Annotated in this window: 23 protein-coding genes and 1 riboswitch; of the genes, 11 read left to right on the forward strand and 12 right to left on the reverse strand. The window is 49.4% G+C overall.

Features of this window, described 5'->3' with window-relative positions:
• Positions 1-184: 184 nt before the first annotated feature.
• Both murI and btuB read right to left on the reverse strand, forming a co-directional pair.
• Positions 185-1,051: a glutamate racemase gene (gene murI / locus U868_RS0102710; RefSeq protein WP_025151946.1), complete on the reverse strand. Its 867-nt coding sequence runs from the start codon at positions 1,049-1,051 to the stop codon at positions 185-187.
• Positions 996-2,885, reverse strand: a complete 1,890-nt coding sequence (btuB, locus tag U868_RS0102715) for a TonB-dependent vitamin B12 receptor BtuB (RefSeq protein WP_025151947.1) — start codon at positions 2,883-2,885, stop codon at positions 996-998. The genes murI and btuB overlap by 56 nt, the downstream gene beginning before the upstream one ends.
• Before the next feature lie 65 nt (positions 2,886-2,950).
• Positions 2,951-3,135: riboswitch (cobalamin riboswitch) on the reverse strand.
• Between the two features lie 107 nt (positions 3,136-3,242).
• On the opposite strand from btuB, the gene trmA reads away from it, so the two are divergent.
• From trmA to U868_RS0102745, 6 genes are all read left to right on the forward strand, one after another.
• Positions 3,243-4,343: a tRNA (uridine(54)-C5)-methyltransferase TrmA gene (trmA, locus tag U868_RS0102720; protein ID WP_025151948.1), complete on the forward strand. Its 1,101-nt coding sequence runs from the start codon at positions 3,243-3,245 to the stop codon at positions 4,341-4,343.
• 434 nt (positions 4,344-4,777) lie between these two features.
• Positions 4,778-5,467, forward strand: a complete 690-nt coding sequence (locus U868_RS0102725; RefSeq protein WP_025151949.1) for a DUF4198 domain-containing protein — start codon at positions 4,778-4,780, stop codon at positions 5,465-5,467.
• Positions 5,468-5,518: 51 nt separating this feature from the next.
• Positions 5,519-5,989, forward strand: coding sequence for an Additional component NikL of nickel ECF transporter (locus U868_RS0102730; protein ID WP_240182651.1), 471 nt, complete (start codon positions 5,519-5,521; stop codon positions 5,987-5,989).
• 13 nt (positions 5,990-6,002) lie between these two features.
• Complete coding sequence (gene cbiM / locus U868_RS0102735; protein WP_004237994.1) at positions 6,003-6,635, forward strand: cobalt transporter CbiM; 633 nt, start codon at positions 6,003-6,005, stop codon at positions 6,633-6,635.
• Positions 6,628-7,344: an energy-coupling factor transporter transmembrane component T family protein gene (locus U868_RS0102740; RefSeq protein ID WP_025151951.1), complete on the forward strand. Its 717-nt coding sequence runs from the start codon at positions 6,628-6,630 to the stop codon at positions 7,342-7,344. Before cbiM ends, U868_RS0102740 begins: the two co-directional genes overlap by 8 nt.
• Positions 7,259-7,903, forward strand: a complete 645-nt coding sequence (locus tag U868_RS0102745) for an energy-coupling factor ABC transporter ATP-binding protein (RefSeq protein ID WP_029990535.1) — start codon at positions 7,259-7,261, stop codon at positions 7,901-7,903. The genes U868_RS0102740 and U868_RS0102745 overlap by 86 nt, the downstream gene beginning before the upstream one ends.
• A gap of 56 nt (positions 7,904-7,959) precedes the next feature.
• On the opposite strand, the gene U868_RS0102750 is transcribed toward U868_RS0102745, so the two are convergent.
• Both U868_RS0102750 and fabR read right to left on the reverse strand, forming a co-directional pair.
• On the reverse strand, positions 7,960-8,334 hold the full coding sequence (locus U868_RS0102750) for a YijD family membrane protein (protein WP_025151953.1): 375 nt from the start codon (positions 8,332-8,334) through the stop codon (positions 7,960-7,962).
• A 23-nt stretch (positions 8,335-8,357) separates the two neighbouring features.
• On the reverse strand, positions 8,358-9,014 hold the full coding sequence (fabR, locus tag U868_RS0102755) for an HTH-type transcriptional repressor FabR (protein ID WP_025151954.1): 657 nt from the start codon (positions 9,012-9,014) through the stop codon (positions 8,358-8,360).
• A gap of 203 nt (positions 9,015-9,217) precedes the next feature.
• Between fabR and sthA the strand changes: the two genes are divergently transcribed.
• Positions 9,218-10,618, forward strand: coding sequence for a Si-specific NAD(P)(+) transhydrogenase (gene sthA / locus U868_RS0102760; protein WP_025151955.1), 1,401 nt, complete (start codon positions 9,218-9,220; stop codon positions 10,616-10,618).
• Here the strand turns inward: sthA and oxyR are convergent.
• Positions 10,615-11,526 carry a DNA-binding transcriptional regulator OxyR gene (gene oxyR, locus U868_RS0102765; RefSeq protein ID WP_004236590.1) on the reverse strand — a complete coding sequence of 304 codons (912 nt, stop codon included), beginning with the start codon at positions 11,524-11,526 and terminating at the stop codon, positions 10,615-10,617. The genes sthA and oxyR overlap by 4 nt on opposite strands.
• A 248-nt stretch (positions 11,527-11,774) precedes the next feature.
• On the opposite strand from oxyR, the gene U868_RS0102770 reads away from it, so the two are divergent.
• Both U868_RS0102770 and U868_RS26290 read left to right on the forward strand, forming a co-directional pair.
• The gene (locus tag U868_RS0102770; RefSeq protein ID WP_025151956.1) at positions 11,775-12,488 is read left to right on the forward strand and encodes a hypothetical protein; all 714 of its coding nucleotides are present in this window, start codon (positions 11,775-11,777) and stop codon (positions 12,486-12,488) included.
• Positions 12,489-12,499: 11 nt separating this feature from the next.
• Positions 12,500-12,766 (forward strand): DUF2645 family protein, encoded by a 267-nt coding sequence (locus tag U868_RS26290; RefSeq protein WP_071997687.1) that lies wholly within the window; start codon positions 12,500-12,502, stop codon positions 12,764-12,766.
• Between the two features lie 129 nt (positions 12,767-12,895).
• Here the strand turns inward: U868_RS26290 and U868_RS0102775 are convergent, their stop codons facing one another.
• The 3 genes from U868_RS0102775 to U868_RS26235 all read right to left on the reverse strand — a co-directional run bounded on the left by U868_RS0102775 (position 12,896) and on the right by U868_RS26235 (position 14,947).
• Entirely contained in the window at positions 12,896-14,098 is a 1,203-nt protein-coding gene (locus tag U868_RS0102775) for an MFS transporter (protein WP_025151957.1), read from the reverse strand.
• 82 nt (positions 14,099-14,180) lie between these two features.
• Positions 14,181-14,594, reverse strand: coding sequence for a helix-turn-helix transcriptional regulator (locus tag U868_RS26230; protein WP_345840321.1), 414 nt, complete (start codon positions 14,592-14,594; stop codon positions 14,181-14,183).
• Positions 14,591-14,947 carry a hypothetical protein gene (locus U868_RS26235; protein ID WP_345840322.1) on the reverse strand — a complete coding sequence of 119 codons (357 nt, stop codon included), beginning with the start codon at positions 14,945-14,947 and terminating at the stop codon, positions 14,591-14,593. Before U868_RS26235 ends, U868_RS26230 begins: the two co-directional genes overlap by 4 nt.
• A gap of 198 nt (positions 14,948-15,145) precedes the next feature.
• On the opposite strand from U868_RS26235, the gene U868_RS0102785 reads away from it, so the two are divergent.
• Positions 15,146-15,367, forward strand: coding sequence for a helix-turn-helix domain-containing protein (locus U868_RS0102785; protein WP_025151958.1), 222 nt, complete (start codon positions 15,146-15,148; stop codon positions 15,365-15,367).
• Positions 15,368-15,431: 64 nt separating this feature from the next.
• Here the strand turns inward: U868_RS0102785 and argH are convergent, their stop codons facing one another.
• The 4 genes from argH to argC all read right to left on the reverse strand — a co-directional run bounded on the left by argH (position 15,432) and on the right by argC (position 20,009).
• Positions 15,432-16,811: an argininosuccinate lyase gene (argH, locus tag U868_RS0102790; RefSeq protein ID WP_025151959.1), complete on the reverse strand. Its 1,380-nt coding sequence runs from the start codon at positions 16,809-16,811 to the stop codon at positions 15,432-15,434.
• Positions 16,812-16,888: 77 nt separating this feature from the next.
• The gene (locus U868_RS0102795) at positions 16,889-18,112 is read right to left on the reverse strand and encodes an argininosuccinate synthase (RefSeq protein WP_025151960.1); all 1,224 of its coding nucleotides are present in this window, start codon (positions 18,110-18,112) and stop codon (positions 16,889-16,891) included.
• A 70-nt stretch (positions 18,113-18,182) separates the two neighbouring features.
• Positions 18,183-18,956, reverse strand: coding sequence for an acetylglutamate kinase (argB, locus tag U868_RS0102800; protein ID WP_025151961.1), 774 nt, complete (start codon positions 18,954-18,956; stop codon positions 18,183-18,185).
• Positions 18,957-18,998: 42 nt separating this feature from the next.
• A complete protein-coding gene (gene argC / locus U868_RS0102805) occupies positions 18,999-20,009 on the reverse strand; it encodes an N-acetyl-gamma-glutamyl-phosphate reductase (protein WP_025151962.1) in 1,011 nt (336 codons plus the stop codon).
• A 97-nt stretch (positions 20,010-20,106) separates the two neighbouring features.
• On the opposite strand from argC, the gene argE reads away from it, so the two are divergent.
• Positions 20,107-21,267: an acetylornithine deacetylase gene (gene argE / locus U868_RS0102810; protein WP_025151963.1), complete on the forward strand. Its 1,161-nt coding sequence runs from the start codon at positions 20,107-20,109 to the stop codon at positions 21,265-21,267.
• Positions 21,268-21,356: the final 89 nt, after the last annotated feature.

Below are 21,356 nucleotides of genomic sequence, written 5' to 3' on the forward strand. Positions count from 1 at the left end.
GCGAGGCTGCGTATATTACGCTTTCCTCATTTGGTGTCAAGCATTTATTTCAGACTTTTCACCTTGTTATCTCAGCGGACTTCGCGTCCTGTGCTGTGACAACGGATGCGCATTATAGGGAGTTTTCATCTGACCGCAAGGGGTAATTTATAAAAATGTGCTGACTGCTGATTAATGCAGCAAATCATCCTGTAATCGTCAGTTTTTTCAGCGATTCGAGTCCCAATTGCTGCAAAACAGGCTGTAATTTCTGTGTCGTTTCATCATCCCGCATGCAATACGCCACGTTTTTTTCAGCGGTTAAGTGATGAGGTTTCTCACTGTTATTGATTAACCACTGCACGCGGCGGGCAATCGCCGCACCGGAATCCACCAGCCGGGTGCCGTCCGGTAATGCCGATTTCAGTTCTTCGGCAATCAGCGGGAAGTGTGTGCATCCCAGCACCACGGTGTCAGGCGGCTCTTTCATATTCCGCCACGGCGCAAGGATAGTTTCCAGGGCACCCGCCGGAATCGCCTCGCCGTACAGTTTGCGTTCCGCAAGTTCGACCAGCTCCGCCGATCCTAATAGTGATACCTGACACTCTGAAGCAAACCGGTCAATCAGTTCCCGGGTGTAAGCCCGTTTTACCGTTGCCCGTGTTGCCAGCAGCCCGACCAGGCCGTTGCGTGTCAGTTTCGCTGCCGGTTTGATCGCCGGAACCACGCCGACCACCGGAATATCAGACATTGCACGCAGTGCAGGCAGCGTGATGGTGCTTGCGGTATTACAGGCAATGACAATCACTGCCAGCGGATGCTGCTGAGCAATCTGACGGACAATCTTAGTCACACGTTCGACAATAAAGGCTTCGGTTTTTTCACCGTAAGGAAACGCCTCATTATCGAATGCATATATGTAGTGGAGATCAGGAAGTAATTGTCTTACTTCCTGATAAACAGATAAACCGCCCATGCCGGAGTCAAACAGCAGCACTGTCGGGCGGGTTTTCAGGTCAGAAGTTGTAGCTTCCTGTGAGGAAGTATTCACGGCCAGCGGTTCGATAGCCATACACAGTCTCGTAGTCTTTATCAAACAGGTTAGCTACTTTACCACGAATTGTCAGATGGTCAGTGACCGGATATGCAGCAGTCACATCAAAAAGACTGACACCGCCCATAGAGACAGGTTTATAACCGTTAATTGCAGGATCAAAAGAACCGTAATCTTTATCAGTACGCTGGCCAATGTAATTATAGGTCAGGCCGAGATCCCACTCCTCAATATTCCAGTCCAGCTGGTATTTGAGTTGTTGTCTTGCCCGGCGTTCCAGCCTTTCATGGGTTTTCCCGTTTCTCGCATCAATATACTGATAAGAGAAAGTGTGATGGAAAATCCAGGTATCCATTTCACCGGTAAATTCCACACCTTCTATTTTTGCTTCTCCGACATTATAGTTTTGATACGGATAACTTGATTCGCTCTGAATTAATTCATCAATGTCATTACGGTATGCTGTCAATCTCCATTCCAGCGGCCCTGTAATTCCTTCAAATCCACCTTCCCACTGCTTACTTTTCTCCGGCTTCAGGTCCGGGTTGCTGCCCCACGCACTATAAAGCTGATTTAATGTCGGCGCTTTAAATGCCGTGCCGTACCCGCCGATCACCCGGTAACCTTCTGCAAATTCCCAACCGACATTTGTCTGCCATGTTGTATTCCAGCCATAATCTGAATGATGGTCAGACCTGATTGATGCCTCTGCGATAACCGGACCCAATCCTTGCTGTCCTGTTAAATATACACCGGTGTTATCGAAATAATTTTTATCCGCAGTTGTAAAATCACTGGAGCCGTCCATCATTTTCTGACGCGACCAGTCAACACCACCACTGACAGATCCATTTCCGACCTGAACATGGTTTCCCCACTGAACATTCTGCTGCTCAGTATCTGTGAGCCGGTGCTCTTTACCATATTGACCATGGCGCGGGTCATAGTTGTAATCTTTGGTACGGTTATAGCTGTAATTCAGAAATGAAGAATAGATTCCGCTGCTATATGAAATTCCGCCGTCATACGTTCTGCTGTACAGCTGGCGGGTATCAGCTAATACGTCATTGTAACTATCATAAAATGCATCGTAAGCCGTCCGGTTATCAAACCCGTATGCTCTGGTATATACATCAACATTATCATTTATCTGATGTTTTACCCCCAGCCAGAGGGACTTATTCATAAACCCGTCACGATCCGGCTGACGAACACCGCCGGTATTACCGTTAGCTTCAACATCAAACCCTTTCGTATAAAGATAACTTCCTGCCACAGTGATCGTAGTTCTGTCACCGATTTTTTGCTGTGTTGACGCATCGTATTCCTGATAACCATGAGACCCCATGGTTGCATTCAGTGTGGTTCCTTCTGTTTTACGTTCTGTCAGAATATTAATGACTCCACCAACCGCATCAGAACCATATACTGCGGAACGGGGCCCGCGGATATACTCAATGCTCTGAACCATCGATAACGGAATCTGACTGATATCTGAACTACCGGATACGTTGGCCTGATTCAGACGGACACCATCAACTAAAATCATCACATGACGGGCATCCGTCCCTCTGACAAACACTGAACTGGTCTGTCCGATACCACCGCTTTGGGCAACATCTACACCCGGCAGTCTCCGCAGCACATCTGCAACAGAATTCGACTGCCATTTATCTATCTCTTCACGGGTCACAACGGTTACCGGCGCCAGCACGGACGAAACCGGCTGCCGGAAGCGGTTAGCGGAAACAATTATCTGATCATCTTTAGTATTAGCAGAAGCGCTAAACGATAACGCGGAAAACACGGCCAGTCCGACAGCGGACAGCGCATAAGGCGAGGTCATTTTCATTTTTTCCTGAGCACCCACATATATATAAAGAGGATGCCACCCGTCTGCTTTGTAGCGTCAGCAGGACGGACGACAAATCTTCGGCAGGTCTTCGGACTCAGGAGGGTACTACGTGATTCCCCGCAACGACTTCCCGTCATTTATAACAGTGTCATCGTGTTGCTTTGCCATTACCGCTGCGCGCCAGTTCCGGAATTTCACCGGATTCCCTTTTCATTCTTATGAAGAAACCGAATTATCATGCTACGATCCGGTTTTAAAACCTGTCCAGAATAAGATGTCTGAATTGTCGGGCGGAACACTTTAATCACCAGGACACGAACATTTTTTGTGATCAGCAAAACGGATCGACGCGCCATGCATAACACGTTACCTATTGAAAATTATGAAGAACAACTTGCGGAGAAGGTAAGAAGTCTGCAAACAATGATGCAGCCTTTTCAGGCGCCGGATGCTCACGTATTTGCGTCACCGGTTTCACACTACCGGATGCGCGCTGAATTCCGTATCTGGCATGAAGGGGATGATCTCTGGCATATCATGTTTGATCAGCAGACCAAACAGCGTATCCGGATTGATACCTTCCCGGCCGCGAGCCAGCTGATTAATGACATGATGCAGGCTATTTTGCCGTTACTGAAACAGACTCATCTTCTGCGTCACAAACTGTTTCAGATTGATTATCTGTCGACACGAAGCAACAAAATTATTGTCTCCCTGCTCTATCATAAAAAACTCGATGACAGCTGGACTGAAGCCGCCAAAACACTGCGGGCACAATTGCAGTCACAGAGTTTTGATTTACAGCTGATTGGCCGTGCCTCTAAAACAAAAATCATGCTGGATAATGATTATGTTGATGAAGTTTTACCGGTCGCAGGTAAAGAGATGATTTACCGCCAGGTGGAAAACAGCTTCACGCAGCCGAATGCGGCGGTCAATATCCATATGCTGGAGTGGGCACTTGCCGCGACCGACGGCTCACAGGGCGATTTGCTGGAGCTGTATTGCGGCAACGGCAATTTCTCACTGGCACTGACGCGTAATTTCCGCCGTGTGCTGGCAACCGAAATCGCCAAACCGTCAGTGGCTGCCGCGCAATATAATATCGATGCTAACCATATCGATAATGTGCAGATTATCCGTATGTCCGCGGAAGATTTCACACAGGCAATGCAGGGCACACGTGAATTTCACCGCCTGGCGGGGATTGATCTGTCCTCTTATGAATGCAATACCATATTTGTCGATCCGCCGCGCAGCGGACTGGATGCGGAAACCGTCAAACTGGTTCAGGGCTACGAGCGGATTCTGTATATTTCCTGTAATCCGGAAACATTATGTGAAAATCTGGAAACACTGAACCAGACACATGATGTCGTGCGGCTGGCGCTGTTTGATCAGTTTCCGTACACCCCGCACATGGAAAGCGGCGTTTTGTTGATCCGGCGCGGATAAGTTGTTACGTGTTTTCCCAAGAAGTTCTTGATCACTGATCAAGAACTTTTTTACTTTATGAGTTTATATCAATTATTTCTTTATGATCTCCGGCTGACGTCCCGGTTTTCTTTGTTCATCAGAATGATCCACTGAGGCCGCTGGCAAGCGGTGAAAAACACGTCATAAAGTGGCATTTAAATCCTGTAAATATTCATTCAACGAATATTCATTACACTCATAACATTTCAGAGACAAAAAATAACCCTCACGCAATAGATTAACAACCCACCCAAGTCCATTAAAAAAAACGGTTGCGGTAAATAAATATTTAACAATTTACTGTGAGCAGTTCCTGATATTAATTATTCTTCTGAATTTAAGGTCTTATTTTTATTTTCACTCCTCTATACTCGGCCATAAATAATCCCGCAACTTAACCGAAAGGTATTTTTATGTCTCTGAAGAAAATGACGTTAATTTCAGCCGCCCTGTTATTTGGTAGTTTTCAGGCAAATGCACACAATGTTTGGATTGAACAAACTGACGGCTCTGATTATGTTGTCCGTTTTGGTCATAATCCGACAGAAAAATATCCGGAAAATAAATTAAAACCGGTTCAGGCGGTAATGCATGACGGTAAAATGGAAACTGTCGGCACCACCTTTAAAGATGGTGAAGCTTACTTTGTTATGCCTGAGAATGCGTCAATTATATTATTAGGTTACGACAACGGTGTCTGGAGTAAATTAAAGAACGGCCGTACCGTTGAGAAAAATAAACTTGAAGTACCGGATGCTGAGTTCAGCAAGAACCCGATTAAATTCAGCAAAAATATCGTCAAATGGGATGACAATGCCACAAAAGTCTTTAACACCCCGTATGAGCTGGTACCAATGACCAAACCGGTGGCCGGTCAGGAGTTTGAGATCAAAGCCCTGAAAGATGGTCAGCCGCTGGAAGGCATGAAAATCGCCAAAAGCGAAGAAGACCCTGGTGTGCTGACCAACAAAGACGGCCTGGCAAAATTCAAAGCTGAAAAAGGCGCCAATAAAGTTTACGCCGAATACAAACTGGACACACCGGATAATAAAGAATACGGGTTCCAGCAGCTGGAATATGTTTTATCTTTTGACGCTGAGTAATTAAACGTTATGAAATCTGTTTATTTATTTGTCATTTTACTGATTAACGGGGTGCTGTTGGCAACAACAGCACAAGCTCACTCCATGCATGTGGTTGCACAGCTGGAAGGGAATGTGATCAGCGGCCAGTCGTATTATTCTGATATGTCTCCGGCAAAAGATACTTATGTCGGTACGTATCTGAAAGGCCATGAAGATGATGAAATATCCGGTAAGACCGATGAAAAAGGGTATTTCAAAATCGAAGTCCCTGCGACCGGTGATTATATTCTCTATGTTGAAGGTGATGAAGGGCACAAAGTGGAAACGGAAGTGCCGGTTATTTCCGCCACCGCCAATACCGGCAGCGGTGATTCCTCTTCCGGTTATATTCAGATCCGCCAGGATATTGACCAGCTGAAGAATAAGATCTATCTGCAGAATATTCTCGGTGGTGTGGGCTATATCGTGGGTATTTTCGGTGTGATTGCGTTTTTCCGTGCCCGTGAATTAACGAAGCAGGCCGCCAAAAACGCCGCATAACAGGAGGAAGACCATGCATTTATCTGAAGGCGTATTACATCTTCCTGTTCTGGCCGGTGCCGGTGTGGTGGCAGCCGCCGGGGTTGCCATCGGCATCCGTCAGCTGGATACCTCGCGTCTGTCACTGGCAGCCCTTTTCGGAGCGGCATTCTTTGTTGCCGGTACCATCCATGTGCCGATCGGGGTCAGCAGTGTGCATCTGATCTTAAACGGACTTGCCGGATTGTTTCTCGGCTGGGCGGTTTTCCCGGCATTCCTGATTGCCCTCGCACTGCAGGTGCTGTTTTTTTCCTTCGGCGGCTTCGCGGTTCTCGGGGTTAACCTGTGTAATATTTCCATTCCGGCGCTGCTGGTCTATTACCTGTTCCGGAATTCCCTGCGTCCGGGGCTGAGTCAGGGACGTCTGGTTTATCTCGGGGTCATGGCCGGGGTTATCGGTACGCTGGGTACGGTGTGTCTGACCTCACTGGCACTGGTGCTCGACAGCGGTAAATCCTATATCGATCTGGTCTGGCTGCTGTTTATCGGACACCTGCCGATTTTTGTCACCGACTCCCTGATCAGTGTGGGGATCCTGCTGGCGCTGGCAAAAATGCGTCCGGCCTCCCTGATGGTCAATCAGCCCGGGCAGCATACCTATGGATAAATGGCTGCCTCCCCACCGGCGCCTGCTTCTTGCGGTTCTCTGGGCTTTTCTGCTCAGCGGTATCCGGCAGACCGACTGGCTTATTGCCGGTCTGTCGGGTGCTTTTCTGCTGTTTGTTGTCTGCCGCCGCCGTCAGTTGGGCCGTTCACTGCTTACCGTGCTGAAACTGAATATTTTTATTCTGTTTGTCTGGCTGACACTGCCGTGGAAAATTGAAAGCCAGGGCATTGTGCAATCCCCGGCAGGGGTGTTTCTCGCCCTGCAAATCACGCTGAAAATGAATGCAATTCTGCTGTTTGTCTCTGCGATGCTGACAAATATGACAGATATCGATCTGGCGTGTGCGGTGAAATGTTACCCCCTGCCCGACAAGCTGATAAAGCTGTTTATTCTGACTATCCGCTATATCGCGATTTTCAGTGAAACCAAACAACAGCTTGAAACGGCCATGAAAGCACGGGGATTCCGCAAAGGGATGAATAAACGGACATTTACTATGTTATCCCAGCTGGTCGCCCTGCTGCTGATCAAAGCCATGCACAAAGCGGAAACCACTGAAATGGCGCTGAAAGCCCGGGGTTTTTACGCGCGTCCGTCTTCTGTTAATACAAAAAGGTCTGTTAATGACGTCCCAAAATCCCCTGATTCAGGTCAGCAATCTGGTTGTCAGCCGCAACAATGCGCCAATAATTCAGGATCTGAGCTTTGAACTGAACGCCGGAGAACGGCTTTTTCTGTGCGGTGATATCGGCAGCGGGAAATCGACCCTGCTGCACACACTGTTAGGTTTTATCCCGTTCACCGGGGATATTTCGGTTTTCGGTCAATCCCGTCACTCGGAAGATGATTTCACCGGGGTGCGCGGCCCGCTGGGACTGCTGTTTCAGCATCCGGATGATCAGTTGTTCGGCCCGGGTGTGCTGGATGATGTGATGTTTGGTCCGCTGAATATGGGAATGACACAGGATGCCGCACGGGAGCGCGCTTTACAGTGTCTGGAAATGCTGGATATTGTCCGCCTGAAAGACCGGGCTGTGACGGAGATTTCCGGCGGTGAGAAAAACTTTACCGCGCTGGCCGGTGTGCTGGCAATGTCACCGTCTGTTCTGCTGCTGGATGAACCGACCAACGGCCTGAATGAGAAAAATATTCAGCGTCTGGAAGCGATTCTTACACAGCTGGATCTGCCGATGATTGTAGCCTCACATAATCAGCAGTTTACACAGCGGATGGCGCACCGCGTGATCCCGTTCCCCTGCCGTCCCTGACACGGACACTAAAAAGCCGGTCAGTGACCGGCTTTTTCATCGTCTTTCTGACACAATTACTCTGTCACTTCATCCTGCCCGGTGGCACGGCGCTGTTTCATCGCCCGGTAGAGCCACACGGCAATAATCACAATAAAGACGGCGGAAAAGTAGTTTGACCCGGCTTCCGGATATTCGGCACGCATCAGGGCATTATAGGAGAACAGACCCAGGAAGAACGTACCGGTTACCAGTTTCGGCATGCCTTCCGGCAACATCTGGTTGAGGTAGCGCTGATGGAAACAATAGACCGCAAGGCACAATGCCAGAACCGGAAAAACCGAAAAATGGACTGCGGAATTAAAAAGTGCTGAAAAAGTACCGTGTACTGAAAGCCCGACAATAAACGCGAGCAGTAAGGTTCCTTTGTCACGGCGATACTGTTCCGTCATAACGTTCTCCTTGATGATGAGTGCTAGATTAATGGGGTGTAATCGGGGTCATGCATTTTCTCTTGTTCGCGGCGGTACCAGTAATATGCGCCTCTGGCGATCATCCGCAGCTGTAATACCAGCCGCTCTTCCAGGTACGCCCGCTTGTCCAGATCAATATCCAGTGCTTCCGCACCGGCGCTGAAAACGATGGTTACCATCGATTCTGCCTGTAATTCAGTAAACTGACGCGGCATTTTACTTTCCAGTTCCAGATAATCTGCCAGTTCTGCAATAAAATGCTGGATTTCCCGTGCGACCGCCGCACGGAATTCTGCGGATGTACCGGAGCGCTCACGCAATAATAACCTGAAAGCGTTAGGGTTATTACCAATAAACTCCATAAATGTCGCAACTGATGTCCGGATCACACTCCCGCCTTTGGCGATACGCTGACGCGCCTGGCGCATCAGCTGGCGCAGCATCAGCCCGCTCTCATCGACCATTGTCAGCCCCAGCTCATCCACATCCTTGAAATGACGGTAAAAAGAGGTCGGGGCAATCCCGGCTTCACGGGCGACCTCGCGCAGGCTCAGACTGGTGAAGCTGCGCTCAGCACTGAGCTGACTAAAAGCAGCTTCAATCAGGGCCCGGCGGGTTTTTTCTTTCTGTTTTGCTCTTACACCAATCACGTTACTCACCGAATTCAGACTCTCAATTTATTCAGACGGATCAATATAACAAACTTAATACTTTTTTCAGTGATGATTAGCTTATGACCGGTGAAATTCCCGAAAAAAGATTTTCCGAAGTGTGACCTGTAAACCTTACTAATCATAGGCTGATTTTCCATCTGATGTTAAGATGATGTTGTTAATTTATGTATAAACAGGTTATTTCTCATATGCAACAGAACCAGTTTGATGCCATTGTCATCGGCTCCGGCCCGGGTGGCGAAGGTGTGGCAATGGGACTTGTGAAGCAGGGAAAACGGGTTGCCGTAATTGAGCGTTATAATGACGTCGGCGGCGGCTGTACCCACTGGGGAACGATTCCTTCCAAAGCACTCCGCCACGCCGTCAGCCGTATTATCGAATTTAACCAGAATCCGCTGTACAGTGATAACTCCCGGGTTCTGAAATCGTCATTTTCTGAGATCCTGGCACACGCCGGCCGGGTCATTACCCAGCAAACCGGCATGCGCCGTGGCTTCTATGAGCGCAACGGCTGCACCATGTTCTGCGGCGAAGCAAAATTCACCGAAGAGGGTGCTGTCCGTGTGCGCTACAGCGACGGCAGCTGCGATATTCTCCGTGCGGAGAATGTGGTTATTGCCACCGGCTCGCGCCCGTACTGCCCGCCGGATGTGGATTTCAGCCACTCCCGCATCTATAACAGCGACACGATTCTGTCGCTGACACACGAACCGCGCCATGTCATCATTTATGGTGCCGGGGTTATCGGCTGTGAATATGCCTCTATTTTCCGCGGCCTGAGTGTGAAGGTGGATCTGATCAACACCCGCGACCGCCTGCTGGCGTTTCTCGACCAGGAGATGTCGGACGCCCTCACCTATCACTTCTGGAACAACGGCGTGGTTATCCGCCAGAATGAAGAGTATGAGCGGATTGAGGGCACGGATGACGGTGTGATTATTCACTTCCGCTCCGGAAAAAAAGTGAAGGCAGACTGCCTGCTCTTTGCCAACGGCCGCACCGGTAACACCGATAATCTCGGTCTTGAGCATGTCGGGATCACCGCTGACAGCCGCGGTCTTATCAGTGTCAATGATACCTATCAGACCAGCAACCCGGCGGTTTATGCGGTCGGGGATGTTATCGGCTACCCGAGCCTCGCCTCAGCGGCTTATGACCAGGGGCGGATTGCCGCCCGTGCTATCACCCATGACGGCAATGCGCCGCTGCATCTGATAGAGGATATCCCGACCGGGATTTACACCATTCCGGAAATCAGCTCAGTCGGTAAAACCGAGCAGCAGCTGACGGCAATGAAGATCCCGTATGAAGTGGGCCGGGCACAGTTCAAACATCTGGCACGGGCACAAATTGCCGGGCTGGATGCGGGCAGCCTGAAAATTCTGTTCCACCGCGAAACCCGGCAGATTCTGGGGATCCACTGCTTCGGTGAGCGTGCGGCTGAGATTATCCATATCGGCCAGGCGATTATGGAACAAAAAGGTGAAGGTAATACCATCGATTATTTCGTCAATACCACCTTCAATTACCCGACGATGGCGGAAGCCTACCGGGTTGCCGCACTGAACGGGCTGAACCGCTTATTTTAAGCGGCAGGCTCCTGCTGGTAATAAGCGCACATTTTTGCACGGATAGCCTCTGCCAGCTGGCTGTAACGGCTGCGCAGCGGCGACCCCGGACGATAAACCAGGATCACTTCACGGAACGGTTCCGGATTGGTGCAGGAGAGATAACACACGCCGTCACGTTTGTGTTCCGGCGGAATCGCCAGATCCGGCAGTAACGTGATACCACTGCCTGCCGCCACCATATTGCGCAGGGTTTCCATACTCGTCGCCCGGAAGTGGGTATCTTCCCGTGCACCGGCCTGGAAACAGAATCCCATCGCCTGATCACGCAGACAGTGCCCGTCTTCCAGCATCAGCAGTTTTTCCCCTGCCAGTTCATGCATTTCCACTTCCTGGCGGGATGCCCACGGATGTTCATCATAAATCGCCAGTTTCATCGGCTCATTAAACAGCGGCTCTTCAATAAAGCTGCCGGTTTCTTTTACCCGCGCCAGAATCGCGCAGTCCAGTTTCCCGCTGTCCAGTTGCGCCAGCAACTGATGGGTCTGAGCTTCGTGAAGATACATTTCGAGCTTCGGCCATAACCGGTGCAGTTCCGGAATGATATGCGGCAGCAGATACGGGGCGATAGTCGGGATCAGCCCGATATGCAGCGGCCCCGCCATGCTTTCCCCCTGAAGGGAGGCCATTTCCTCAAGGATTTTCACTTCCCGCAGAATGGTCCGGGCCTGATCCACCAGCAGCATTCCCTGCTGGGTAAACAGGACTTTGCGGCTGGTGCGCTCCAGCAGCATCACACCCAGTTCATCCTCGAGCTTGCGGATCTGTCCGCTCAGTGTCGGCTGGCTGACATGACAGGCATCTGCCGCGCGGCGAAAGTGATTATGCTCAGAAAGTGCCACCAGATATTCCAAATCCCGGATATTCATGCCTGTGTCTCCGACTGCAATTAATAGATAAAATCAATTGATAACTATCATAACGCAACTGCATTGTTAGTCGAGCTTAAATCACAGGCAGAATACAAGCGTAAATTGATGTTCAGGTGTTCACCATCATTTCAGATAAAAAATTCCGGTTATCTCTGAAAAATACTATACTGAAAAAGATAGTATTTTCAATCACACGAAATAAGTTAATTTACTTGGTTGATGTATTACAAATAAAAGGATTTTAAATGTCAGATCTAATGGATTTATGCAATGCAGACAGCAATGAAAATTATCCAAAATGGGGAGTAATTGATGCCGCATGGTGGCAAACATTTGGAGGGGACGATTACCTCAATAAATATAAAGACAGCTACCTTATTTATCACAGAACGAGTATAAAAAAAATAGCATCACAATATAAAATACCTGCTGACTTATTAGGAAGTGTAGCCAGAATAGAAGCTAGCGGAAAACCTGATGGAGTAAAACAATATGTTGTTCTTCCGATCAGGCAACTTGATTATTCAGGCCCTGATTGGATTGACAAACATCTCACAATGACAAACCCGCCTGAAAATACATCTATTGGTATAGTTGCAATACAAATAAGAATAATAAGTGAAATGTTTGGTAAGAACCCGGAGAAACTAAGCATCAATGATGTTAACTATATATCCAATTGCTTACAAAAGGATATTTTTAACCTGAATGTTGTTGCAAAGCATCTTCACGACCTGATTATTTATGATTTCCCTGATATTGATACAACAAATTTAACTGATGAACAATTCATCATTGCCGGATCAAGATACAACAGAGGGAAAGAACGTAATTTAAATGATTTCAAACAATCCATTAATACAGATACAAGCGATTACAGCTCAAGAGTGTATACTTCATATGGAAGAACGATGCTGAGAAACAGAAATAAAGTAAAAGCATTACTTGAAATTAAATAAATGGAGTAAACATGAAATTACTACTGATAGCCTATACTTTTATTTCATTATTAATAATAAAAATATTTACATCTTCAGATTATGAATCGTTATTAAGTGATGGTATTTCCAGCGTCTGTGAACTACCAAAAGATAATGATTCAATATCCTATTTTTTGCCGATCCTGTGTTTCGTGCCATTTTTATTTTTCAAGAGAAATAAACTATTTTACCTGTCACTTTCATTTATTCTGATTTATTACATATGGAGAATCTGGCTCAGATTTTTATTTTGTTAGAATCATGTATTAATCGTGACCTGCGATGTTTTACCGGCTACAGCCAACACACCGCAGAACATAACCGGAAAAAGTCAGATATATCACTGTTGAAGTGCCGGGATAATTACCCGGCACTGGCCGGTGTTGCTACCGGTAAGCGTATGCCTTCATATCACTATTCCGCATTAACCGGTAAGAAAGTGCGACTGTGAGACCGGTGGCGGCGATATACACCCCGGCATATGTCAGGTCATATGACACCAGCCAGCCGATAATTAACGGGGTAAATCCGCCGATCAGGGTGGATGCCAGGTTATAACCCAGACTTAAAGTGGTAGTGTGACCACGGGAAATACCGGCAATCACCGATGCCAGTGTGCAGGAGATACAGGATGCATTAATGGTCAGAATCAACTGAGCGGTAATGACCAGGCCGGTGTGTTCGCTGCTGAGTAAGAAATAAATTGGCACTGATAATATCACCAGACATCCGGCACTGATTTTAAAAACACGTTCCGCTGAACTGTATTTATCCGTCAGCCACCCGCAGATAAGAATAGAGATGAACAGAAAACAGGATGAGTATATTGCATAACCTTCTTTCAATATGTCTGTCTTAATCTGTTCACGGACCAGTGAGGAAGACATGTTATAGGAATAGAAAACAGCGGAACCCGGAATCGTCATCAGAAAGATAAGCAGTGCCTGATAACCATTAACCTGTTTGCCCGTTACCGGTTTAACAGATAGTTCCGGTAATCGTGTACGGAACCAGAAACTCATCATAATATTCGCCAGACCAACCAATAACGGAATACGCCAGCCAATACTTTGCATCATATCTGGTGTGAGCATCGTTTCCAGAACCAAAACCAACCCGAGAGAGATAATCACACCGAGAGTAGAACTTGCCACAACGAGTGATGACAACCTTGCTTGTTCATTATCTTTTGCATGACTGAACAGATACGTAATTAATGACGGATACTCACCGCCAAAACTGAACGACAATGTCATTTGCAAAACTAAAACGGCAACAGGTGTATAAGATCCTAATAAATTAACCGGCAATAACGCCATACATAACGTTGCAGTACCTGTTATCAGGCTGGTTAATATCAGCGCCGATCGTTTCCCGGCCCTGTCCGCATAATGTCCGATAATATAGCCGCCGATCGGGCGTGCCAGAAAACGCAGCGCAAATATTCCCCAGACCATTTCAGTTGCTGATTCATAGCCCAGTCTTTCAAGCTCAGCACTGAGGTATACGGAGATTGCCGCAAAAACCGCGATATCGTAATACTCCAGTGCATTCCCTGCCACGGCACCCAGCCGGTATCTCCATTTCATTCTCAGTTCCCTTTGATCCTGGTAAAGACGGGCTGCCCGGCAGCCCGTTCTGTTATTTTGTTATCTTATTTGTACGAACGGCTTACGGCAGACTTACCAGGGTATCCAGACACGCCAGTGTGATCCCGTTTTCTTTCAGCGCATTAAACACCCCGCCGGACGATGCATGCGGGCAGCCCAGTTTTTCTTTTATCCGCTGAATACGTTTATGCTCTGATGCTTCTGAACACCCTTGTATCGCGCTGATTTCTTTTATTTTACGATGGGATAATAATAATCGAATGGTGAGAATTTCTTTGCGGGTAAAGCGGATATTACCGAAACGCATATATTGGTGGATATCTAAAATATCAGCAGAGTCATTGTTTACCTGATCATTTTCATTAGCAGACGTATTTATTTCTGCCCGCAATGGTAAAATCAATTCTTCTTTCTTTTTCCAGAGTCTGTCTGCGTAATCAGAAATAACCGGTTTCCATTTATAGATGGTCATCATATCCGCGACAGATAATTTTTTTCCTGAATTGATGGACACAATCTCAAATGAATCGCCGTGCTTCGTACAGAAATCCACTTTAAACTGACTATTTTTCCCTTTCCGTAAAACCGCTCTGTACTCATCCTCCAGTACTGAATTCCTGCACTCAGGCGTTCCCCGATACGTAAATCCATATCATCCCCCCAGAATGTCAGTAACCAATCATAGTCACTGGATAAGACATTGACGGATTTGTCAGAAAGATTAATTCTGGAATAATTAATCCCCATATCATTCCAGTCAAAATATTGAGAAAAATCATTTTTCAGATTATTACATAATTCTTCCATTGCGATACTTTGAATATTCATTTTATTCCCTGTGCAAGTGAGTATTTGTTAAATTACTTTAATGTTTAGCATAGTGAAACAATATTTCAACCCCTCAATTTACTCGTATTTTAAAATTTATAATTTAGTCTACCCTTTAATTTCAGTACTAATATTACTAATTAGCATGATATTAAATACTCACCAAATTTAGTCAGATTAATTAATAAAGGAATAAATATTCATAAAGCACAAGACTGGCATCCGGCGGATATTATTGCCGCTATCAAAAAAAGAGGAACATCATTGTCGGCACTGTCGCGTAATGCCGGATTACGGCCGGCGACACTGAATAATGCCCTTGCACGGCGCTGGCCGAAAGGCGAAAAGATTATTGCGGATTTCCTGAATGTATCACCGGCCGACATCTGGCCTTCGCGTTACAGGCAAAAAATATACTGATGATAATAAATAAAAACCCCGGATCACGGGGGGACAGAGCGTGATCCGGGGACAATGCATTATGTTATACCCGTTTCAGCCGGATTTTGGCTTCACTGATGGCCGCCGCCACCTGCTCCGGTGAAACACCGCCTTTCGCGCAGCGTTTTTCCAGGCAGGACTGAAGTGACAGGATGTCATACACATCCAAGGCAATCACCGGACTGAATTCCTGCAATTCGGTCAGCGGCATTTCTTCCAGTGCCACGCCTTTTGCTATCGCACCGACCACCACTTCACCGACAATATGATGCGCCTCGCGGAACGGAACACCGTTTGCCACCAGGTAATCCGCCAGCTCAGTCGCGTTGGCATAGCCCTGTTTGGCCGCTTCCTCACAACGCGGGCGTTTTACCTGAATACCTTCCAGCACCAGCGCCGCCATATGCAGGCAGTCCAGCCAGCTGTCGAGAGCATCAAACAGCCCTTCTTTGTCTTCCTGCATATCCTTGTTATAGGCAAGCGGCAGACCTTTGAGGGTCATCATCATGCCGGTCAGCGCACCCTGCACCCGGCCGCATTTACCGCGGATAAGTTCAAGGGCATCCGGGTTTTTTTTCTGCGGCATCAGGGAAGAGCCGGAGGTGACACGATCAGATAACTCAATAAATGCCGCTTCGCCGCTGTTGAAGAAAATCATATCTTCAGCAAAACGGGAGAGATGCACCATGCTGATCGCCGCATCACTGAGCAGTTCCAGTACATGGTCGCGATCAGACACACTGTCGAGGCTGTTGCGGGTCGCACCGACGAATCCCAGCCAGCCGGCCAGCTGTTCCCGGTCGATGGCATACGCGGTTCCGGCCAGCGCGCCCGAGCCGAGCGGGCTGTAATCAAAGCGCGCCAGGGCATCACGGACACGGCTTTCATCCCGCGCCAGCATTTCACTGTACGCCAGGCACCAGTGGGCAAATGTCACCGGCTGTGCCCGCTGTAAGTGGGTGTAACCCGGCATCACCGCATCCTGATTCTGCTCCGCCGTCAGCACCAGCGCCTGCTGTAATTCCTGTAATGCCGCGAGGATCTGACTGACCGCCTCTTTGCACCACAGTTTTAAATCAGTGGCCACCTGGTCGTTACGGCTGCGCCCGGTGTGCAGTTTTTTTCCCAGATCGCCGACTTTGCCGATCAGTTTGCCTTCCACCCAGCTGTGGATATCTTCCGCATCACTGCGCAGAATGGCACGCGGATCAGCCTGCACTTCCGCCAGCAGCTCATTCAGTGCCTGCTCCAGCGCCGCCTGCTCCTGTGCGGTCAGCACATTGACCGTCACCAGTGCTTTCGACCAGGCCACAGAGCCGGTGATGTCCTGCTCCGCCAGACGATAGTCGAATCTCAGCGAGTCGTTGAATTGTTTGAACCGTTGATCTGCTTCCTGACTGAAGCGTCCGCCCCACAATGCCATACTTTTTCCCTTTCTGTTTTTAATGATAAATCAGTCTGATGCACGTCCCTGTGCATAATCTCCCTGTCTCCCGCCGGTTATTTCTGCGCTTTCAGCGCACGGATCCGTGAGGAGAGTGAATACAGGCGGATAAAGCCGCCCGCATGGCTGTGGTCATAGACTTCATCTTCGCCGAATGTGGCGAACTCTTCAGAGTAGAGGCTGTTGGCAGATTGTTTCTGAATCGCCGTGACCTGTCCTTTATAGAGTTTCAGCACCACTTCACCGCTGACCTCTTCCGCCAGGGAATCTGCTGCTGCCTGAATAGATTTACGCAGCGGGGCAAACCAGCGCCCGTCATACACCACATAGGACATTTCCAGGCCAATCTGCTGACGCCATTTGAAGCTGTCACGGTCAAGGATGATCTCTTCCAGTCCGCGCAGCGCCGCCATCATGATGGTGCCCCCCGGGGTTTCATAACAGCCGCGGGATTTCATCCCCACCAGCCGGTTTTCCACAATATCGATCCGGCCGATACCGTGTTTTGCGCCCAGTTCATTCAGGGCATTCAGGCAGTTATACGGAGACAGCGCTTTGCCGTTCACACCGGTAACTTCACCGGCCTTAATGGTGACAGTGACCAGTTCCGGCTGATCCGGCGCTTCCTGCGGATCAGCTGTCCATACCCAGCAATCCGCATTCGACTGATTCCACGGGCTTTCCAGCACGCCACCCTCGGTGGAGATATGCCATGCGTTTTCATCACGGCTGTAGATTTTTTCCAGGGATGCGGTGGTCGGGATATTACGGACTTTCAGGTAATCCAGCAGCGCCTCACGGGAACGCAGATCCCACTCACGCCACGGCGCAATCACTTTCAACTGTGGTGCCAGGGCGGTGTAAGTTCCCTCAAAACGCACCTGGTCATTCCCTTTACCTGTCGCACCGTGTGCCAGGGCATCCGCGCCGACTTTCAGTGCCAGCTCAACCTGGGCTTTAGCGATAATCGGCCGCGCCATCGAGGTACCGAGCAGGTATTTGCCTTCATAAAGTGCGCCGCTTTTCAGCACCGGATAGACAAAATCTTTAATAAATTCTTCACGCAGATCGACGACGTAGCAGGAAGATGCCCCGGAGTTCAGTGCTTTCTGCTCGACGCCGTCGAGATCTTCCGCGCTCTGGCCGATGTTGGCGACAAACGCCACCACTTCGCAGTTATCATAATGCTCTTTCAGCCACGGAATAATCGCCGATGTATCCAGGCCGCCGGAGTAAGCCAGTACGATTTTTTTAATGCCTGTTTTTTTTGCCTCTGTCATAACCCTGTCCTTTCAAGTAAATGTTATCCGCCGCTGCGGAGTGATTCTGCCAATGTGCTGATAATCCGGATTACGCGGAAATCCGCGTGCCGATGGCTTCGCCATCAAATAATAAATGCAGCTGATCCGCGTGACGCCAGGAGGCGATATCTACCGGACGCCCCAGTGTGGCCGCAGCTTCCAGCGCCGCATTCACTTTTACAACCATGCCGTCAGTGATAATGCCGTCGCCGATCAGTTTCTGTGCATGTACACTATCGAGTGCCTTAATTTTCTGGCCTTTGCCGTCCAGGATGCCGCTGACATCCGACAGCAGTACCAGATCCGCGCCCAGCGTTTCCGCAATCGCGGTCGCCGCCTGATCCGCATTCACATTCATCAGCAGCCCGTCTTCCGTGATACCGATGGAGCTGATGACCGGCAGAAAACCGTTGTTCAGTAACAGATTCAGCAGAACCGGGCTGCCGGGCTCCGCTTTGCCGACATGGCCCAGCTCGTCACTTAGTGGTGTGACTTTCACACTCTGACCATCGCCGAGACACAAACCGGTGCCGTTGAGCTGATAACGGGTCGCCCACGCCAGCAGAGTTTTGTTGGCACTGCCCGCCAGCGCCCCGGTGATAATGTCTATCTGATCCGCCGGGGTGACCCGCAGTCCCTGTTTTTTCACCACCGGTAACTGTAATTTCGCCATCAGTTCATCCACCACGCAGCCGCCGCCGTGAACGATGACGATGCGGCGGTTATTCGACGCCCGGTATGCGGCCAGTGCGGTGAACAGACGCTCCAGCGCTTCTTCGCTGTCCAGTAACACACCGCCTAATTTGATGACTAATGGTTCCATTTCCGTTTTCCGTCAGATAAAAGAGTGAATCGGGCTGTTTGCTCACTGTGGCAGCAGGGACAGCGTTTCATTAAAGCCAAAACGAATATTCATGCACTGAACCGCCTGAGCAGCCGCACCTTTGAGCAGATTATCCTCTGCACCAACGACAATCAGATGCTCACCCTGCACGGCAAAACCCAGGTCACAGAACGGCTGGCCGACAACGGCATTCAGTGCCGGTACGCCGTGGTCATACACCCGCACCAGCGGTTTATCGTCATAGGCGCCGTGATAGGCCGCGCTGACCTGCTCTGCCGTTACGCCGTTTTTCAGTCTGCAGGTGATGGTTGCCAGGATCCCGCGCTTAAAATTGCCGAGATGCGGGGTAAAAATCACCGGTGTGCCGAGATGCGCGGCAATTTCCGGCTGATGCCGGTGAGTAAACAGCCCGTAGGGTTGCAGACTCACCTCACAAAAACTGTTATTCAGCGCAGCTTTACGCCCCGCGCCGCTTACACCGCTGGTGGCATTAATCACCGGCCATTGGGTCAGATCCAGCAACGCATTATCGAGCAGCGGTTTCAGTGCCAGCTGGGAGACGGTCGGATAACAACCCGGTACCGCAATCAGCTGTGCGGTACGGATATTTTCATGCTGCCATTCCGCCAGCCCGTACACGGCCTGAGCCAATAAGGCGGTATGTTTGTGTTCAAATCCGTAGTATTGTGGGTAAAAATTATCCTGCTGAACGCGGTAAGCGCCTGAAAGATCAAACACCACGCAACCCGCCGCAAGGAAAACCGGGACAAGGTCATGGCTGACTTCATGGGCGGTTGCCAGGAACACCACATCGGTATTTTGTGCAGCGGCGGCCGGGTCTGTCAGCGGCTCCAGCGGTAAATCCACCAGGCCCCTGAACTGCGGATGCAGATCCGAAAAGCATTTTCCGGCATCCGCACTGTTGGCGGATACCATCAGGCCGGCCAGTTCCGTCTGCGGGTGGCGTTGGATATAAGCAGCGAGCTCTGCGCCGGTATATCCGCTGGCACCGATAATCAGCGTTTTCAACATAAGTTATCTTCACCTTGTACCTGAAACACAAACAATGTATTTTTATTCACATAAACTGCATGAATATTGATACTATTATGACTAAAGGCTGTCAACAGTGAATATTAAATTACCTGCATTTATTGAGATTTATCGTCAGCTCATCGCGGCACCTTCCATCAGTTCCACGGAAGCGGAATCTGATCAGAGCAATGAAACTGTTATCAATCTGCTGGCGACCTGGTTTGAAACCCTGGGGTTTGATGTCGAGGTGCAACCCGTTCCGGAAACACGCGGCAAGTTCAATCTGCTTGCCAGTCTCGGGGATGGTGACGGCGGTCTGCTGCTGTGCGGCCACACCGATACCGTTCCGTTTGATGAAGGGCGCTGGAGCAAAGATCCCTTCACCCTGACAGAACAGAACAACAAACTGTACGGGCTGGGAACGGCGGATATGAAGGGCTTTTTCGCTTTTATCCTCGACGCGCTGCGCGATATCAGTGTGAAAGATTTGCAGCACCCGCTCTATATCCTCGCCACCGCAGATGAAGAGACCACCATGGCCGGGGTGCGCTATTTTGCCGCCAATGCCGCTATCCGCCCGTCCTTTGCCATTATCGGCGAACCCACGTCGTTACAGCCGGTGCGGGCACACAAAGGCCACCTCTCCAATGCTATCCGCATTACCGGTCAGTCCGGTCATTCCAGTGATCCGGCGCGCGGCGTCAATGCGATTGAGCTGATGAATGAATCCATCACACACCTGATGTCGCTGCGTAACGAGCTGAAAGAAAAATTCAATAACCCGGCGTTTGTTATTCCGTATCCGACCATGAATTTCGGTCATATTCACGGCGGTGATGCGGCAAACCGTATCTGCGGCTGCTGTGAATTACATATGGATATCCGCCCGCTGCCGGGTATGACCCTCAGTGATATCGATGACATGCTCAATACCACGCTGGAGCCGGTGAAACAGCGCTGGCCGGGACGGCTGGCGATTGAGGAGCTGCACGCGCCTATCCCGGGTTACGCCTGCCCGACGGATCATAAAATGGTCGGTGTGATTGAAAACCTGCTCGGCGAAAAAGCGCAGACCGTCAATTACTGCACCGAAGCACCGTTTATTCAGGATCTGTGCCCGACTCTGGTTCTCGGTCCCGGTTCAATTGAACAGGCGCATCAGCCGGATGAGTTTCTCGAAACCCGCTTTATTGAGCCGACCCGCGAACTGCTGACTCAGCTTGTCACCCATTTCTGCTGCAAAACTCCCGAATAATTCTTCTCAGCGGACAGCCCGTCTGTCCGCTGTTTTTCCCTGATCATGACAATTTTTCATGCAGTGCGTGAGAAACCCTCACCCGTACT

The organism is Morganella morganii H1r (assembly GCF_000633515.1).
GTDB lineage: Bacteria > Pseudomonadota > Gammaproteobacteria > Enterobacterales > Enterobacteriaceae > Morganella > Morganella morganii_B.

What these genes read in the sequence shown, in the direction of transcription:
- murI (WP_025151946.1), bottom strand. Translation starts at nt 1,051, where the DNA reads ATGGCTATCGAACCGCTGGCCGTGAATACTTCCTCACAGGAAGCTACA.
- btuB (WP_025151947.1), bottom strand. Translation starts at nt 2,885, where the DNA reads ATGAAAATGACCTCGCCTTATGCGCTGTCCGCTGTCGGACTGGCCGTG.
- trmA (WP_025151948.1), top strand. Translation starts at nt 3,243, where the DNA reads ATGCATAACACGTTACCTATTGAAAATTATGAAGAACAACTTGCGGAG.
- U868_RS0102725 (WP_025151949.1), top strand. Translation starts at nt 4,778, where the DNA reads ATGTCTCTGAAGAAAATGACGTTAATTTCAGCCGCCCTGTTATTTGGT.
- cbiM (WP_004237994.1), top strand. Translation starts at nt 6,003, where the DNA reads ATGCATTTATCTGAAGGCGTATTACATCTTCCTGTTCTGGCCGGTGCC.
- U868_RS0102740 (WP_025151951.1), top strand. Translation starts at nt 6,628, where the DNA reads ATGGATAAATGGCTGCCTCCCCACCGGCGCCTGCTTCTTGCGGTTCTC.
- U868_RS0102745 (WP_029990535.1), top strand. Translation starts at nt 7,259, where the DNA reads ATGACGTCCCAAAATCCCCTGATTCAGGTCAGCAATCTGGTTGTCAGC.
- U868_RS0102750 (WP_025151953.1), bottom strand. Translation starts at nt 8,334, where the DNA reads ATGACGGAACAGTATCGCCGTGACAAAGGAACCTTACTGCTCGCGTTT.
- sthA (WP_025151955.1), top strand. Translation starts at nt 9,218, where the DNA reads ATGCAACAGAACCAGTTTGATGCCATTGTCATCGGCTCCGGCCCGGGT.
- oxyR (WP_004236590.1), bottom strand. Translation starts at nt 11,526, where the DNA reads ATGAATATCCGGGATTTGGAATATCTGGTGGCACTTTCTGAGCATAAT.
- U868_RS0102770 (WP_025151956.1), top strand. Translation starts at nt 11,775, where the DNA reads ATGTCAGATCTAATGGATTTATGCAATGCAGACAGCAATGAAAATTAT.
- U868_RS26290 (WP_071997687.1), top strand. Translation starts at nt 12,500, where the DNA reads ATGAAATTACTACTGATAGCCTATACTTTTATTTCATTATTAATAATA.
- U868_RS0102775 (WP_025151957.1), bottom strand. Translation starts at nt 14,098, where the DNA reads ATGAAATGGAGATACCGGCTGGGTGCCGTGGCAGGGAATGCACTGGAG.
- U868_RS26230 (WP_345840321.1), bottom strand. Translation starts at nt 14,594, where the DNA reads ATGATGACCATCTATAAATGGAAACCGGTTATTTCTGATTACGCAGAC.
- U868_RS26235 (WP_345840322.1), bottom strand. Translation starts at nt 14,947, where the DNA reads ATGAATATTCAAAGTATCGCAATGGAAGAATTATGTAATAATCTGAAA.
- argH (WP_025151959.1), bottom strand. Translation starts at nt 16,811, where the DNA reads ATGGCATTGTGGGGCGGACGCTTCAGTCAGGAAGCAGATCAACGGTTC.
- U868_RS0102795 (WP_025151960.1), bottom strand. Translation starts at nt 18,112, where the DNA reads ATGACAGAGGCAAAAAAAACAGGCATTAAAAAAATCGTACTGGCTTAC.
- argB (WP_025151961.1), bottom strand. Translation starts at nt 18,956, where the DNA reads ATGGAACCATTAGTCATCAAATTAGGCGGTGTGTTACTGGACAGCGAA.
- argC (WP_025151962.1), bottom strand. Translation starts at nt 20,009, where the DNA reads ATGTTGAAAACGCTGATTATCGGTGCCAGCGGATATACCGGCGCAGAG.